Raw genomic sequence first — 15,087 nt, forward strand, 5'->3', positions numbered from 1 at the left:
GGCGTATGCGTGATAGCGCGCCGCCGCTACCCCAATAGCGCGCGGACGCCCCAGCCGATCAGAAACATGAGCCCCATGCCGAGGGCGACGATCAGGCCGCGGTTGCGGCGGTAGACGGAATAGGCCACCGGCGGCTGCACGATGCGTTGCGTGGTGGCGACGCCGTTGTCTTCCGGCTCGGGAGCCGGTTCCGGCGCGACCGGTTCTGCGCGCAGCACGCGCGTCGGCTGATCTTCCGCGACGGCCGCATCCGGATCCTCGTCGATCCGCACCACGATCACGGTGGTGTTGTCCTGATCGGGCCCCTGCTTGTCGTCCACGGCCGCGATCAGGCGCGCGGCCATGACCTCCGGGGTCTCGTCGCGGTTGGCGTAGACGATGTCGCCGATCTCGTCGCCGTCGAGCGTGGCGATGCCGTCGCTCGCGAGAATGATCCAGTCTCCGGCCGCGAGCTTGTAGGGCTCACCCTGCAAATCCACCAGTTCGAGCGCCTTGCCGGTCAGGGCCGAGCGCAGCGCGTTGCGGTAAGGGTTGCTCTGCGCGTCGGCGGCTGAGAGCTGGTTGCGGCGGACCTGGTCGTCGAGATAGGCGCCCAGCGAGTGATCCGCATTGAGACGGATGACCTCGGGCGCGCGAAACAGCAGCAGCAGCGAATCCCCGACGCTCACCCACGACAGGCCGGCGCGATCGATCCACGCGCCGATGAGCGTGCAGCCCATGCCGCGCAGCTTTCCGTTGGCCTGGACGTGCGAGGCGATGGCCTCGTTGCCGGCCTCAAGGCCGTGCTGAAGGCGCTCGGACAGCGCGCCGTCGCTGGCGGTGAAGGTCGACACGAATGTGCGGGAGGCGAGGTCGCCCGCGATTTCACCGCCGGCGTGGCCCCCCATTCCATCAGCAACCACCGCGAGCAGTCCATCGCCGCGGCTGGTGGCGGCTTGGGCTTCGGACGGCCAAATCTCGAATGCGTCTTCTTGATTTGAGCGCGTTCCGATCGTGGCTCGGGCAGCGCCTGCCACGAGCCATGTCATACGTCGTCGACCTCGCTCGTCCAGCAGAAGTCAGGACCGCAGCAGGCGACGAACCGGAACGTCGTGTTGCCGATGCGGAAGAGGTCGTTGGGCTTGAGCTCGGTGGGGGCGAGAACCGGCTTGCCGGCGAGGCGGACGAGGTTGGATTTGCCGCCGTGCTGCAAATAGAAGGTCCGCGTTTCCTCGTCGTAAGTGATGAAGGCGTGCTCCTCGCGCGAGATGCTGTCGTCGCCGAAGTCGAGGCAGACGCGCTGGCTCGGCGCGCGTCCGACGGAGTTCATGCCGACGTAAACCGGGCGGAAGCCGCCCCGGCCCGGTCCCTTGACGACGACGATCCAACCGGCAACCGGCTCGGTGTCGACGGTGCCTTCGCGGATGTACTGCGTTCTGGCCTGGTTCTGCATCTTCACGGTCGGCGCGCCCGGCGAGAAGCCGCCACCGCCCTGATTGGCGACGCCGACGAGGCGCGTGGTGCCGATGACGGAGCCGCCACGCGGGGGCTCAGCGCCGAGCGAGGTGGCGGGCGGGCTCTCCGCCACGTCGGGGCGCATGACGAGCCGCGTGCGCTTGTTGGACTGGGCGTCGTCCTCGTCGTCATCCCCTGGGTAGCGCGGATCGTTGCTCATCTCGGGTCTCCTCGGTCTCCCGGCCCGCGCGATTGGCCTATGCCGCGCTCTGCCGGGTCGCTCTCACTTGTCTCGTGTGTCTCGTGCCTTGGTGGTCTCGGGATCGTTCGTCTCGGGCCTTCGTCGCCTCAGGTGTTCGTCGTGCTTCGGCGCCTTGCATTCGGTTTACGTCAGAAACTCCGTCTCGGCCCGGAAGCGCAGGCGAACCTCGCCCAGCTCCACCATGTCGCCGTCGCTCAATTCACGGGATTTGTACTTCGTCTTGTTGACGACGACGCCGTTGCCGCCGCCGAGGTCGGTGATCACGAAGCGCCGGGTGTCGGCGTTGTAGTGCAGCACGGCGTGGCGGCGCGAGATCGAGTCGTTCTGAAGGCAGATGTCGTTGTCGCGGTGGCGGCCGACGCGCACGTTGGTGGTGCGGAGGGGATGGCGCGAGGCGTTGCCGTCGAGCATCTCCAGCCAGCCGTAGACGACGGGCTTGCCTTCCGCATCGCGCAGCAGCTCCCCCTCGCCGCCGTCCTGGGTCATCGGATCGTCGCTGTCGTCAAAGCTTGCCACCGTCGGCAACGCGTCGGCCGGTGCGGCGAGCACGGCGCCCTCGCCCCGGAGCCTCGCAAGAATCTCCTGGCCGTATGCCGCGAAGGCGACGATGCCGCCGCCGAGCAGCACGCCCAGCGCCACGACAATGAACGAGTTGTCCTCGGCCCAGTCCGAGATTGCCTCGAAGGTGCCTTTCGGCTCGGGCTCCGGCTCCGACGAGCGCTCGAACGTCGGCCGGTCTCCGGGCGGGGGCGCGGCGGCGGGCAAGACCACCTTCTCTTCGGCGACGAGCGTCTTGCCGTCGGTCAGCTCCGCCTTGAACTCGATGGGCTGGGGCCCGGCTGGGCCCTTGAGGGTCACGATGGCCTTGCCGCCGTTCTCCAGCACCTCGCCTGCGAACCGGTTCGTCACGAGGTCCTTGGCGAAATCCTTGGCGGCCGGGCCCTGCTTCACCTCGACGGCCGAGCCGCCGGTGTCCTCGGCGAGGCGGGTGAGCTTCTGGAACTGGGGGCGCGCATTGCGGTCGTCATAGAAGCCAAGCACGTGGATGACGACGCCCGCATCCTTGGCGGCCTTCACCACCTGGTCGTGGCTGTAGCCCGTGTCGTCCGATGCGCCGTCGGCCAGGATGACGAGAGCCTTGCGGTCGCCGGTCTCCTTGGCCAGCGCCTCGACTGCCTGAAGGGCCGTCTTGTAGAGTTGTATGGTCGCCGTCTGTGGCTTGATGGCGATGATCTGGCGGACGAACTCGGCCTTCGACGTCCCGGAATCGGCCACCAGCGCGAGGTCGTTGGCGAAGGTGTAGGCCATGAAACGGCGCTTGCCGACGCGCTGGTCGGTGAACGTCACGACGGCATCGCCCATCTGGGCGAGCGTGGTGCGCCGGCTGTTCGGCATGATCTGCATCAGGTAGGCGGTCGTGGTGGTCTGCTCGGCCGGATTGAAGACCTCGAACTTCGTGTCGAGCGGCGTCTTTTCACCTTTGATGGTGGCCTTAAGATCCTTGAAAACGGCCGCCCCGGAGGCCCGCACGTCGCACGTCACGGTGCCCTGCCCGGCGCCCGTGGCTGGTTCCTGGCATTTTACGGAAAGCTTGGGGTCCGCGGCGCCCGCGACCGGCGATCCTAGAACGGAGAGCAGCACGCCAATCGCCACAACCGCTTCGCGCTGCCTCAGTCGGCGCCGCATGCATGCGTCTCCAGGTATCGTCCGTGGATCGAAGGATTCATCTTACGCTGACGATGTGGGGGGTTCAACATCGCCAATCCGGCGTCCACGGCCTCGTCGGCATTAGCGTTATCGGGCAAAATGCGGTGCAATCCTCCCTGCCCTTATCTCATCCGGAGGAACACAGAGTAACCCTTTCCGGCTCAAGGCGAATGAGGCATGGTGCTTGCGCATCCGGGCCGACGCGTGAGGAGGGCGCCGCTCAATGGAGGGTCAGAACGAGACCGTGCTGCGGGACGGCACGCGTATCGATCAGTATGTGATCACCGGCCTGCTCGGGCGTGGCGGTTTCGGCATTACGTATCTCATCAACGACGAGATGCTGAACAAGGATTTCGCCCTCAAGGAGTTCTTTCCGGAAGACCTCGTCCGGCGCGAAGGGCACGGGCTCAAGTTTCTCGCGCGGGCGAATTCCGAAGCGGATTACCGCTGGGGCCTCAAAAAATTCTTCGATGAAGCGCGCCTGCTGGCGCAGTTCAATCACCCCAACATCATCGCCGTGCGGCGCGTGTTCGAGCTCAACGACACCGCCTACATGGTGCTCGATCTCGTGCGCGGCATGACGCTGGAGAAGTGGCTGCGCGGCCTCGACAGCCGGCCGACGCAGGACGAGCTCGATCTCGTCGCGGGGCCGCTGCTGAGCGCGCTCGAGCTCGTGCACGAGAACCGCACCTGGCACCTCGATTTCTCGCCCGAGAACGTCATGATCCGGGCCGCCGACGGGGCGCCGATCCTGCTCGACTTCGGCGCCTCGCGCTTCGAGATCAAGCAGCATTCGCAGCTCGTTTCAGCGCTGGTGTTCAAGAGCGGGTATTCGGCGCCGGAGCAGTACACGTCGAACGCCGACCGGTATGGCGCCTGGACCGACATCTACGCCTTCGCCGCCACCCTCTACCGGGCCGTGACCGGCGAGCGCCCGATGGAAGCGACCTCGCGGCAGCTTTCCGACGATCTCGTTCCAGCCTCGAAAGCGGCGGCGGGGCACTATCGCGAGAGCTTCCTCAAGGCGATCGACGCGGCGTTGCGGCTTCCGCCCACCGAGCGTCCGCAATCGATCCGGGCGTGGCGTCCGATGCTGCTCGCGGGCAGCGAGGTCGTTTCGTCCGAGCCGCAGACGTCGACGCGGCGCACGCAGGTTTCCCGGCAGAAGGTGTCGGGCACGGCAAAGTCGAAGGGGGTCGTCAGCTCCACCTTCCAGCGGCTGGCGGCGGCGACGCGGCTGCCGCAGAGCGCGGGCGGCCGCTGGGCCGTGTATGGCGCGATCGGCGCGCTCGGACTTGCGCTCGTGGCCGGCGCAGGGCTGTTCCTGCTCGGCGGCAAGAAGGGTCCGTTCGCCGAATGCGGCGGCCTGTTCTCGAAATCCGATTGCTGGGGCGCCGTCGTCAACAACGGCGGCAACATCTTCGCGCGCGTCGAGGAGCCGACGCGTGAGGCCGCCGAAGCCGCCGCGCTCAAATCCTGCACCGACAAGCTCGGCGGGGCGGGCTGCGAGGTGATCGCCACCATCTCGAAGCAGCAATGCTGGTCGCTGTCGGAAGTGGCGACCGATCCCGGACGCTGGAAAGCCGCATCGGGGGACTCGATCGCGACGGCCCAGAAGGACGCCGGGTGGGACTGCGAGCGCGCCTACGGGCTCTGCCAGATTGCGCTCACGTTCTGCGCCGACGGCACCAAGGCCAAGTGAGGCCTACTCGCGGAACCGATTGGTGATCGGATAGCGGCGGTCGCGGCCGAAGTTGCGGCTCGAAATCTTGACGCCGGGGGCTGCCTGGCGGCGCTTATACTCGGCCAGATAGAGCAGCCGCTCCACCTTTTTCACGACGTCGAGCGGGTGGCCGCGCGAGGCGACCTCCGCGACCGGCATCTCGCGCTCGACGAGGCAGGCCAGAATGTCGTCCAGCACCTCGTAGGGCGGCAGGCTGTCCTGATCGAGCTGGTTTTCGCGCAGCTCGGCCGTCGGCGGGCGCACGATGATGCTTTCGGGGATGACGATCCCGGACGGGCCCAGGCCGTTCGACGGCACGTGCGCGTTACGCCAGCGCGCGAGCCGGTAGACTTCGAGCTTGTAGAGATCCTTGACGGGGTTGAAGCCGCCGTTCATGTCGCCGTAGAGCGTCGCGTAGCCGACGCTCATCTCGCTCTTGTTGCCGGTCGTGAGCACCATGGCGCCGAACTTGTTCGAGATCGCCATGACGATGACGCCGCGCACGCGGCTTTGCAGGTTTTCCTCGGTGATGTCGGAGGGGCGCCCCGCGAAGAGCGGCGCGAGCGAGACATTCAACTGCTCGACGGCGGGCGCAATCGGCACCGTGTCGAGTTTGATGCCCAGCGCGGCGGCGCAGGCTTCGGCATCGGAGATGCTTTGGGCCGAGGTGTACCGGTACGGCATCATGATCGCATGGACGCGATCCGGCCCCAGCGCGTCGACGGCCATCGCGGCCACCAGCGCGCTGTCGATGCCACCGGACAACCCGAGCACGACGCCGGGGAAGCGGTTCTTGTTCACGTAGTCGCGCAGGCCCAGCACGCAGGCCTGGTAGGCGGATGCGTCGCCCTCGACCACGCTTTCGAGCGGGGCACGCGCGCAGCGCCAGCCGTCCGCCGTGCGCGTCCATTCCGTCACGGCGATGTGCTCGGTCCAGGCGGGAAACTGCACGGCGAGGCTGCGGTCAGCGTTCAGCACGAACGACGCGCCGTCGAACACCAGCTCGTCCTGGCCGCCGATCTGGTTGACGTAGGCGAGCGGCAAGCCCGTCTCCGTAACGCGGGCAACCGCCACGTTCATGCGCAGATCGGGTTTCGTCCAATCGAAGGGCGAACCGTTCGGGACGAGCAGGATCTCGGCCCCGCACTCGGCGAGGCATTCGACGACCTCCTCCTTCCAGATGTCTTCGCAGATCGGCACGCCGAGGCGCACGCCACGGAAGGCGATCGGGCTCGGCAGCTCGCCGGCTTTGAACACGCGTTTTTCGTCGAAGACGCCGTAGTTCGGCAGATCGACCTTGTAGCGCACGGCGGCGACCTCACCCGCGTCCAGAAGGGCGACCGCGTTGTAGACACCTTCCCCGTCCGGCCACACCGTGCCGAGCAGGACGGCCGGGCCGGGGCCGAGGCGTTTGGCCAGGGCCTCAACGCGCGCGCGGGCGGCGGCGTGGAAGGCGGGCTTCAGCACCAGATCCTCCGGCGGATAGCCGGTCAGAAACAACTCAGGAAAGACGATGAGGTCGGCGCCCAGCGCGGCGGCTTCATCGCGCGCGGCCAGCACCTTCTGCTCGTTGCCGTCGAGATCGCCGACGATGGGGTTCAACTGCGCGAGGGCGATTTTCAGGGTCGTGGTATCTGAGTGTGTCATGCACGGAGAGATTTAGGGCGGAGCGCCGTTCTGGTCCAGCAGCAAGCCGCCGCGCCCAGAGGCGTGGTGGGCCGTGGTGGGGCGCGGTGCAGCTTGGCGCGGCACCCGCGCGACCGGGAGGCAGCCCAACGGCCGCACAAACGGGGGGCGAGGGCTGCGAACCGCTGGACCCGCGGCAGCCTTCCCCCTATCACGGCAAACGGCCCCGCGGCCGGATTCTTCTTTGCGAGAGCGCGAGCAATGCTGTCCCTCCTCTCGATCATCGCGCCGGTGTTTGCGCTCATCGCGTGCGGATACGTGACGCGGCGCATCGGCGTGCTCGGCACGCCAGCGGTCTCGGAGCTCAACCGGTTCGTCGTCTACCTCGCGCTTCCCGCGCTCCTGTTCGACGTCATGGCTCACGCGAGCTGGGCCGAGCTTGCCCAGCCTCGCTTCATCGCCGCGTTCGGCCTCTCGTGCGGGATCATCTTCTTCGCCATCGTCGCGGCCAGCCTGGTCGCGCGCCAACCGCTGTCGACGGCGGCGATCAACGGGCTGCTCGGCTCCTATGCCAACACGGCCTACATCGGCTTTCCGGTGCTCCTGATCGTGTTCGGCCGCGAGAGCCTCGTGCCCGTCACCATCGCCTCGATCATCACCGTGTGCGTGCTCAACGCTTCGGCCATCGTGATGATCGAGGTCGCGAGCCAGAGCGAGCGGCGTCCGCTGCGGCTGGCGGGCAAGGTCGCGGTATCGCTCGCCAAAAACCCGATCCTGATCGCGCCCGTCCTCGGCGTGCTTTATGGGGCGACGGGGCTCGGCTTCCCGGAAGCGGCCGAGGCCTTCCTCAAAATGCTCGGCGGGTCGGCAAGCCCTCTCGCGCTCGTGGTCATCGGGCTGGTGCTGGCCGAGCCGCGGGCGGTCGCGGCGGCCGAGACGCAACTCTCGCTGGCGCTCACGGCGGTCAAGCTCATCGTCCATCCGGCACTGACGGTTGCATTGGCCACGTTTTTCGCTGTCCCCTCCCGCCTTGCCGCGATGGCCGTCGTGCTCGCCGCGCTGCCCACGGGGTCGGGTCCGTTGATCGTCGCCGAGTTCTACCGCCTGCCGGCCCTCGTCACGTCGGCCGTCATCCTCATCTCCACCCTTGCCGCGCTGCTGACGTTGCCGCTGGTGTTGATGGGGCTCGGGTTCGGCATCGGGGCGGCGCCCTGAGGCGGGCTTGAGCTTGGGCCGGGGCCTGAGCCAGGCCGGGGCGAAATCCAGCGTGTTCGACCAAGGAACAAACAGGGGTGGCGCATCCGCCTCTTGTGAAGCCGCGCGCCTTGGAGCACGTTCTTGCGGACTTCCCCTTCCGCTAATTAAAAAAGGCAGCCGTTTCATGCGCCTCGACGCGATCCCCATCGGCAAGAACCCGCCGCACGACATCAATGTCATCATCGAAGTGCCGGTCGGCGGCGAGCCGATCAAGTACGAGATGGACAAAGCGTCCGGAACGCTGATCGTTGACCGCTTCCTCTACACGCCGATGCGGTATCCCGGAAACTACGGGTTCGTGCCGCACACGCTCTCCAACGACGGCGACCCCATCGACGTTCTGGTCTGCAACACGCGGACGATCGTGCCGGGAGCGGTCATCAACTGCCGCCCCGTCGGCGTGCTGGTGATGGAGGACGAGGGCGGCGGCGACGAGAAGATTATCGCCGTGCCGTCGAGCAAGGTTTCGCAGCGCTACGAGCGCGTGCAAAACTACTCGGACATGCCCGCGATCTCGCTGCAGCAGATCGAGCACTTCTTCTCGCACTACAAGGATCTGGAGCCCGGCAAGTGGGCGAAGATCGACCATTGGGGCGACGCGGCGGAAGCGCAGAAGATGATCACGGAGGCCATCGCGCGCGCCGCGAAGGCCTGACGGTCTAGTCGACCTTGTGCGCCACCGACGTGTTGGCCGGCGTGGCGGCCGCCTGATCGTAGGCGGTCTTCACGTAGCCCGCGGCGGTGTGCGTGATCTTCGTCGTCCACCCGGTTTCCCAGGAGATCACGGCGGTCGCGCCCTCGCGCGGCCCCTCGACCGTCCACGTGCCGCTCATGCCTTCACCGGCGCGATTGGCTTCGGCCGTTCCCGACCCGAAGAGCGTGATCTCGAAGAGATTGTCCTTGGAATCGCGCACCTCCCAGGTGCCGGCGAACTCGCTCTCCGACAAGTTCTGATCGCTGCCGCCCACGACGCTCAAGAAATTGGAGAGCATCGCGCTCCCCTGCTTGCTGAGGCTTGCCATGTTGTCCTCCGAGGCTCGGCGGCCGGGCATCGGGCGCGACCTTCACCTCATGGAAAACGCCCTGAGCGCCGAGGGGGTTCCCCTAGGTTTCGGGCGTCGCGGCAAAGGGTTGAGACGACAGAAAAGAAAAAGCCCGGCGGTGAACGCCGGGCTCTTAGCCGAAAGCGACCTCCGGGCTCCTAACCGAAGGCGACCTCCGGTCTCTTAACCGAAAGCGACCTCCGGTCGTGGGGGTGCGCTGCGGGCCTCCCGCTCGAGCTTCATGCGCTCCGCGACAAGGAACGCCAGTTCGAGCGACTGATCCGCGTTGAGGCGGGGATCGCACTGCGTGTGGTAGCGGTCGAGCAGATCCGTCTCCGAGATCGCCGTGGCGCCGCCCGTGCACTCCGTCACGTTCTGCCCCGTCATCTCGACGTGGATGCCGCCCGCGTGCGAGCCTTCGGCGCGATGGACATCGAAGAAAGCTTCGACCTCCTTCAGAATGCGATCGAAGGGGCGCGTCTTGTAGCCGTTGACGGCGCTGATCGTGTTGCCGTGCATCGGATCGCACGACCACACCACGGTGCGGCCGGCCTTCTGGACCGCGCGGATGAGCTTCGGCAGATGCTGGCCGACCTTCTCGTGGCCGAAGCGGCAGATCAGCGTGATGCGGCCGGCCTCGTCCTTCGGGTTCAGGATGTCGATCAGGCGCAGCAGGCCATCGCCATCGAGCGAGGGGCCGCACTTGATGCCGATCGGGTTCTTGACGCCGCGGCAGTATTCGACGTGCGCGTGATCGGGCTGGCGCGTGCGATCGCCGATCCAGAGCATGTGGCCGCTCGTGGCGTACCAATCGCCGCTCGTCGAATCGAGACGCGTCAGCGCCTGCTCGTAGTTGAGCAGCAGCGCTTCGTGGCTGGTGTAGAAGCGCGTCGAGCGGAGCTGCGGCGTGTTCTCGCTCGTGATGCCGCAGGCGCGCATGAAGCCCAGCGTCTCAGCGATGCGATCGGCGAGCTCCTGGTAGCGATGGCCCTGCGGGCTGTCCTTCACGAAGCCCATGTTCCACTGGTGCACGCGCTCGAGATCGGCATAGCCGCCGGTCGCGAAGGCGCGGATCAGGTTCAGCGTCGCCGCCGACTGGCGATAGGCTTCGAGCTGGCGCGCGGGATCGGGGATGCGAGCCTCGGACGTGAACTCGGCGCCGTTGATGATGTCGCCGCGGTAGCTCGGCAGCTCCTGGCCGTCCTTCTTCTCGGTCGGCGAAGAGCGCGGCTTGGCGAACTGCCCGGCGATGCGGCCGAGCTTCACCACGGGGCTGCCGCCGGCGTACGTCAGCACGATCGCCATCTGCAGGAAGACGCGGAAGAAGTCGCGGATGTTGTCGGCGCGGTGCTCCAGGAAGCTCTCGGCGCAATCGCCGCCCTGCAGCAGGAAGCCATCGCCGCGCGCCACGTCTCCGAGCGTGCGCTTCAGGTCGCGCGCCTCACCTGCAAACACCAGCGGCGGGAAGGTCGCAAGGCGGGCCTCGACGTCGCGCAGAGCGCCGGCATCGGGATAATCGGGGACCTGGACGATCGGGAAAGAACGCCAGCTCTCGGGAGACCAGGTTGCGGCCATTGTCGTCGTTACCTTCCAAACGCGTTGCGCCGGTTGCCCAGGAAAGGCCGGAGCCATTTACCCTTTGTCCGGTTCTGCTTTTTCTAGCGGGGCTTATATAGGGCACCTGCCCGCCGATGGCCAGCGGCCGGTGGGGGCTGAGACGTTCGTGCCGGAGCCCGGCTCAGATCCCTTGAAACACAAAGAAGGCGGCCGTTTTCCGGCCGCCTTCCTGTTTCCGTCAGCGGTACGCCGGAGCCTACTCGGCCACGCGGCGGCGGCGGCGGGCGGGACCGGCTTCGCCAGGACCTGCCAGCGACTTGTCGGAATCCGACTTCGCCTTTTCCTTGCTGATCAGCTCGTCGCGCTTGGCAGCGATGCGGCGCAGGCCGCGCAGCATGCCACCCGTGCCGGCCGGGATGAGACGGCCGACGATGACGTTCTCCTTGAGGCCCTCGAGCGTGTCCGACTTGCCGATGACGGCCGCGTCGGTGAGCACGCGCGTGGTTTCCTGGAACGACGCCGCCGAGATGAACGAGCGGGTCTGCAGCGACGCCTTCGTGATGCCGAGCAGAACCGGGGTCGCGGAGGCCGGGCGCTTGCCGGCCTTCTCGATCTTAGCGTTCTCCTCGTCGAACTCGATGCGATCGACCTGCTCGCCCTTGATGAAGCCCGTCTCACCGGTGTCGGTGATCTCGACCTTCTGGAGCATCTGCCGGACGATGACCTCGATGTGCTTGTCGTTGATGGTCACGCCTTGCAGACGGTAGACGTCCTGGATCTCGTTGATCAGGTAGTTCGCGAGTTCCTCGACGCCCTTGATCGCCAGAATGTCGTGCGGCGCAGGGTTGCCGTCATAGATGTAATCGCCGCGCTCGATGTGGTCGCCGGGCTGGACGGCCAGGCTCTTGCCGCGCGGGATCAGGTACTCGACCGGCTCCTGGGTCTCATCCAGAGGCTTGATCGTGATGCGCTGCTTGTTCTTGTAGTCCTTGCCGAACTCGACCGTGCCCGAGACCTCGGAGATGATCGCGTGGTCCTTGGGACGACGTGCCTCGAACAGCTCGGCCACGCGCGGAAGACCGCCCGTGATGTCGCTCTGCTTGGCGGAGGCGAGCGGGATACGCGCGATGACGTCGCCCGCCTTCACTTCCTGGCCCGGCTCGACCGAGAGAATGGCTTCCACGGTCAGCAGGTAACGGGCATCGCCGCCACGGGCCACCTTGATGTGCTTGCCCTTGGCGTCCTTGATGACGATGGCAGGCTTCAGCTCGGCGCCGCGCGGGGTAGCGCGCCAATCGACGATGACGCGATTGGTGGTGCCCTTCACTTCGTCGGTCTGCTCGCGGACGGACGCGCCCTCGATGAGATCCTCGAACTCCACCTTGCCAGTCGCCTCGGTGAGGATCGGACGGGTGTAGGGGTCCCACTGAGCGAGCTTGGTGCCACGCTTGACCTCGTCGCCTTCATCGACGTGCACGCGGGCGCCGTACTGGACCTTGTGGGTCGACAGCTCCTTGCCCGACTGGTCGACGATGACGATCGACATGGTGCGGCCCATCGCGACGAGACGGCCCTGGCCGTCCTTGACGATGGCGCGGTTCTTGATCTTCACCTTGCCGTTGAAGTTGCTCTCGATGAAGGACGAGTCGACGACGTTCGCCGTGCCGCCGATGTGGAACGTACGCATCGTGAGCTGCGTGCCGGGCTCACCGATGGACTGAGCGGCGATAACGCCGACAGCCTCACCGATGTTGACCGGCGTGCCGCGCGCGAGATCGCGACCGTAGCACTTGCCGCAGACGCCCGTGATGGTCTCGCAGGTGAGAACCGAGCGGATGCGAACTTCCTGGATCTGGGCCTTCTCGATGGCGTCGGCGTGGCGCTCCTCGATGAGGTCGCCAGCCTTGATGATGATCGTCTCCTCGCCGTTCTCGTTCGTGAAGCCGATATCCTCTTGCGCCGTACGGCCGAGGACGCGCGCGCCGAGCGACACGATCACCTGACCGGCGTCGACGACGGCCTGGACCTTGATGCCGCGATCGGTGCCGCAATCCTCTTCATAGATGATGCTGTCCTGGGCGACGTCGACGAGACGGCGCGTCAGGTAGCCCGAGTTGGCCGTCTTCAACGCGGTGTCCGCGAGGCCCTTACGGGCGCCGTGGGTCGAGTTGAAGTATTCGAGAACCGACAGGCCTTCCTTGAAGTTCGAGATGATCGGCGTCTCGATGATCTCGCCCGAGGGCTTGGTCATGAGGCCGCGCATACCGGCGAGCTGCTTCATCTGCGCCGCGGAGCCGCGGGCGCCCGAATGGCTCATCATGTAGATCGAGTTGACCTGCTTCTCGCGACCGTCCGCATCCTTCGGATTGGTCGAGATGCGATCCATCATCTCCTTGGCGATCTGGTCCGTGCACTTCGACCAGGCGTCAACGACCTTGTTGTACTTCTCGAGCTTGGTGATCAGGCCGTCGTTGTACTGCTGCTCGAACTCGCGGACGAGCTCGGTCGCGTCGGCGACGATCTTGGTTTTCGAGTCCGGGATGAGCATGTCGTCCTTGCCGAACGAGATGCCCGCCTTGAACGCGTGATGGAAGCCGAGCGCCATGATGCGGTCGCAGAAGATCACCGTCTCCTTCTGACCGCAGTTACGGTAGACGGCATCGATCATGCCGGAGATAGCCTTCTTCGTCAGAAGCTGGTTGACGAGCGCGAACTTGACGCCCGGACGCTGCGGCAGCACCTCGCCCAGGATCATGCGGCCCGGCGTGGTGTCGAGGATCTCGACCACCTCTTCGCCGTCCTGGTTCTTGGAACGGAACCGGCCCTTGATCTTGGCGTGCAGCGAAACAGCCTTCGCCTCGAGCGCGTGACGCACCTCGCCCACCGAGCCGAACGCCATGCCCTCGCCGGGCTGGCCGTCGCGGACGATCGACAGGTAGTAGAGGCCGAGAACGATGTCCTGCGACGGCACGATGATCGGCTGGCCGTTCGCGGGATGCAGAATGTTGTTCGTCGACATCATGAGCACGCGCGCTTCGAGCTGGGCTTCCAGCGAAAGCGGAACGTGTACGGCCATCTGGTCGCCGTCGAAGTCGGCGTTGAAGGCGGCGCAAACCAGCGGGTGAAGCTGGATCGCCTTGCCTTCGATCAGTTGCGGCTCGAACGCCTGGATGCCCAGGCGATGCAGCGTCGGCGCGCGGTTCAGCATCACCGGATGCTCGCGGATGACCTCGTCGAGGACGTCCCAAACCTCGGGCTTCTCCTTCTCGACAAGCTTCTTGGCCTGCTTGACGGTGGCCGCCTGGCCGAGCGTCTGCAGGCGCGAGTAGATGAACGGCTTGAACAGCTCGAGCGCCATCTTCTTCGGCAGGCCGCACTGATGCAGCTTCAGCTCGGGACCGACGACGATGACCGAACGGCCGGAGTAGTCGACGCGCTTGCCGAGCAGGTTCTGACGGAAGCGGCCCTGCTTGCCCTTCAGCATGTCGGCGAGCGACTTCAGCGGACGCTTGTTGGCGCCGGTGATGACGCGGCCGCGACGGCCGTTGTCGAACAGAGCGTCAACCGACTCCTGCAACATGCGCTTTTCGTTGCGGATGATGATGTCGGGTGCGCGCAGCTCCATCAGCCGCTTCAGACGATTGTTGCGGTTAATGACGCGGCGATAGAGGTCGTTGAGGTCCGAGGTCGCGAAGCGGCCGCCGTCGAGCGGCACGAGCGGACGCAGCTCCGGCGGGATGACCGGAACGACGGTCAGGATCATCCACTCCGGCTTGTTGCCGCTCTCGATGAAGCTTTCGATGACCTTGAGGCGCTTGCCGAGCTTCTTCGGCTTGAGCTCGGTGGTGGCCTCGGCGATTTCCTGGCGCAGGTCTTCGCGGATCTTTTCGAGATCCATGCCCGTCATGAGCTCGCGAATGGCCTCGGCGCCGATGCCAGCGGTGAAGCTGTCGGGGCCGTGCTCTTCGATCGCCTGGTTGTACTGGTCTTCCGTCAGGAGCTGCTTCTCCTTGAAGGGAGAGATGCCGGGCTCGGTGACGATGTAGTTTTCGAAATAGAGAACGCGCTCAAGATCCTTGAGCGTCATGTCGAGCAGCAGGCCGATGCGCGAGGGCAGCGACTTCAGGAACCAGATGTGAGCGACCGGCGCGGCCAGCTCGATATGGCCCATGCGCTCGCGGCGCACCTTGGCGAGCGTGACTTCGACGCCGCACTTTTCGCAGATCAGGCCCTTGTACTTCATGCGCTTGTACTTGCCGCACAAGCATTCGTAGTCCTTGATCGGTCCGAAGATGCGGGCGCAGAACAGGCCGTCGCGCTCCGGCTTGAAGGTACGGTAGTTGATCGTTTCCGGCTTCTTGATCTCACCGAACGACCACGAGTGAATGTCATCCGGCGATGCGATCGAGATCTTGATCTCGTCGAACGTCGGGATGGACGCCTGGGTCTTGAAGAGGTTGGTGATCTCGTTCATCGGC

10 protein-coding genes are annotated in these 15,087 nt (G+C 66.0%); 3 read left to right on the plus strand and 7 right to left on the minus strand.

Going from position 1 to position 15,087, the window contains the following annotated elements; genetic code table 11:
• Window positions 1-26: 26 nt before the first annotated feature.
• From K2Y42_RS04320 to K2Y42_RS04330, 3 genes are all read right to left on the minus strand, one after another.
• Complete coding sequence (locus K2Y42_RS04320) at window positions 27-1,028, minus strand: protein phosphatase 2C domain-containing protein (RefSeq protein WP_291148873.1); 1,002 nt, start codon at window positions 1,026-1,028, stop codon at window positions 27-29.
• Complete coding sequence (locus tag K2Y42_RS04325) at window positions 1,025-1,654, minus strand: FHA domain-containing protein (protein WP_291148875.1); 630 nt, start codon at window positions 1,652-1,654, stop codon at window positions 1,025-1,027. The genes K2Y42_RS04320 and K2Y42_RS04325 overlap by 4 nt, the downstream gene beginning before the upstream one ends.
• A 165-nt stretch (window positions 1,655-1,819) precedes the next feature.
• Window positions 1,820-3,382, minus strand: coding sequence for an FHA domain-containing protein (locus K2Y42_RS04330; RefSeq protein ID WP_291148877.1), 1,563 nt, complete (start codon window positions 3,380-3,382; stop codon window positions 1,820-1,822).
• Between the two features lie 244 nt (window positions 3,383-3,626).
• Here K2Y42_RS04330 and K2Y42_RS04335 point away from each other — a divergent pair, with 244 nt between their 5' ends.
• On the plus strand, window positions 3,627-5,105 hold the full coding sequence (locus tag K2Y42_RS04335; RefSeq protein WP_291148880.1) for a protein kinase: 1,479 nt from the start codon (window positions 3,627-3,629) through the stop codon (window positions 5,103-5,105).
• A 3-nt stretch (window positions 5,106-5,108) separates the two neighbouring features.
• On the opposite strand, the gene K2Y42_RS04340 is transcribed toward K2Y42_RS04335, so the two are convergent.
• The gene (locus tag K2Y42_RS04340) at window positions 5,109-6,773 is read right to left on the minus strand and encodes an NAD+ synthase (RefSeq protein WP_291148882.1); all 1,665 of its coding nucleotides are present in this window, start codon (window positions 6,771-6,773) and stop codon (window positions 5,109-5,111) included.
• A 240-nt stretch (window positions 6,774-7,013) separates the two neighbouring features.
• On the opposite strand from K2Y42_RS04340, the gene K2Y42_RS04345 reads away from it, so the two are divergent.
• Window positions 7,014-7,967 carry an AEC family transporter gene (locus K2Y42_RS04345; protein WP_291148885.1) on the plus strand — a complete coding sequence of 318 codons (954 nt, stop codon included), beginning with the start codon at window positions 7,014-7,016 and terminating at the stop codon, window positions 7,965-7,967.
• A gap of 166 nt (window positions 7,968-8,133) precedes the next feature.
• Window positions 8,134-8,664, plus strand: coding sequence for an inorganic diphosphatase (gene ppa, locus K2Y42_RS04350; protein ID WP_291148888.1), 531 nt, complete (start codon window positions 8,134-8,136; stop codon window positions 8,662-8,664).
• Window positions 8,665-8,668: 4 nt separating this feature from the next.
• Here the strand turns inward: ppa and K2Y42_RS04355 are convergent, their stop codons facing one another.
• From K2Y42_RS04355 to rpoC, 3 genes are all read right to left on the minus strand, one after another.
• Window positions 8,669-9,031 carry a hypothetical protein gene (locus tag K2Y42_RS04355; RefSeq protein ID WP_291148891.1) on the minus strand — a complete coding sequence of 121 codons (363 nt, stop codon included), beginning with the start codon at window positions 9,029-9,031 and terminating at the stop codon, window positions 8,669-8,671.
• Window positions 9,032-9,235: 204 nt separating this feature from the next.
• Entirely contained in the window at window positions 9,236-10,627 is a 1,392-nt protein-coding gene (locus tag K2Y42_RS04360; RefSeq protein WP_291148895.1) for a class II 3-deoxy-7-phosphoheptulonate synthase, read from the minus strand.
• Between the two features lie 238 nt (window positions 10,628-10,865).
• Window positions 10,866-15,083: a DNA-directed RNA polymerase subunit beta' gene (rpoC, locus tag K2Y42_RS04365; protein WP_291148897.1), complete on the minus strand. Its 4,218-nt coding sequence runs from the start codon at window positions 15,081-15,083 to the stop codon at window positions 10,866-10,868.
• Window positions 15,084-15,087: the final 4 nt, after the last annotated feature.

Origin of the sequence: Hyphomicrobium sp., from assembly GCF_019744875.1 — a bacterium.
Taxonomy (GTDB): domain Bacteria; phylum Pseudomonadota; class Alphaproteobacteria; order Rhizobiales; family Hyphomicrobiaceae; genus Hyphomicrobium_C.

Bases quoted from the DNA above. Each gene is read 5' to 3' on its own strand.
- K2Y42_RS04320 (WP_291148873.1), bottom strand. From the start codon at position 1,028: ATGACATGGCTCGTGGCAGGCGCTGCCCGAGCCACGATCGGAACGCGC.
- K2Y42_RS04325 (WP_291148875.1), bottom strand. From the start codon at position 1,654: ATGAGCAACGATCCGCGCTACCCAGGGGATGACGACGAGGACGACGCC.
- K2Y42_RS04330 (WP_291148877.1), bottom strand. From the start codon at position 3,382: ATGCGGCGCCGACTGAGGCAGCGCGAAGCGGTTGTGGCGATTGGCGTG.
- K2Y42_RS04335 (WP_291148880.1), top strand. From the start codon at position 3,627: ATGGAGGGTCAGAACGAGACCGTGCTGCGGGACGGCACGCGTATCGAT.
- K2Y42_RS04340 (WP_291148882.1), bottom strand. From the start codon at position 6,773: ATGACACACTCAGATACCACGACCCTGAAAATCGCCCTCGCGCAGTTG.
- K2Y42_RS04345 (WP_291148885.1), top strand. From the start codon at position 7,014: ATGCTGTCCCTCCTCTCGATCATCGCGCCGGTGTTTGCGCTCATCGCG.
- ppa (WP_291148888.1), top strand. From the start codon at position 8,134: ATGCGCCTCGACGCGATCCCCATCGGCAAGAACCCGCCGCACGACATC.
- K2Y42_RS04355 (WP_291148891.1), bottom strand. From the start codon at position 9,031: ATGGCAAGCCTCAGCAAGCAGGGGAGCGCGATGCTCTCCAATTTCTTG.
- K2Y42_RS04360 (WP_291148895.1), bottom strand. From the start codon at position 10,627: ATGGCCGCAACCTGGTCTCCCGAGAGCTGGCGTTCTTTCCCGATCGTC.
- rpoC (WP_291148897.1), bottom strand. From the start codon at position 15,083: ATGAACGAGATCACCAACCTCTTCAAGACCCAGGCGTCCATCCCGACG.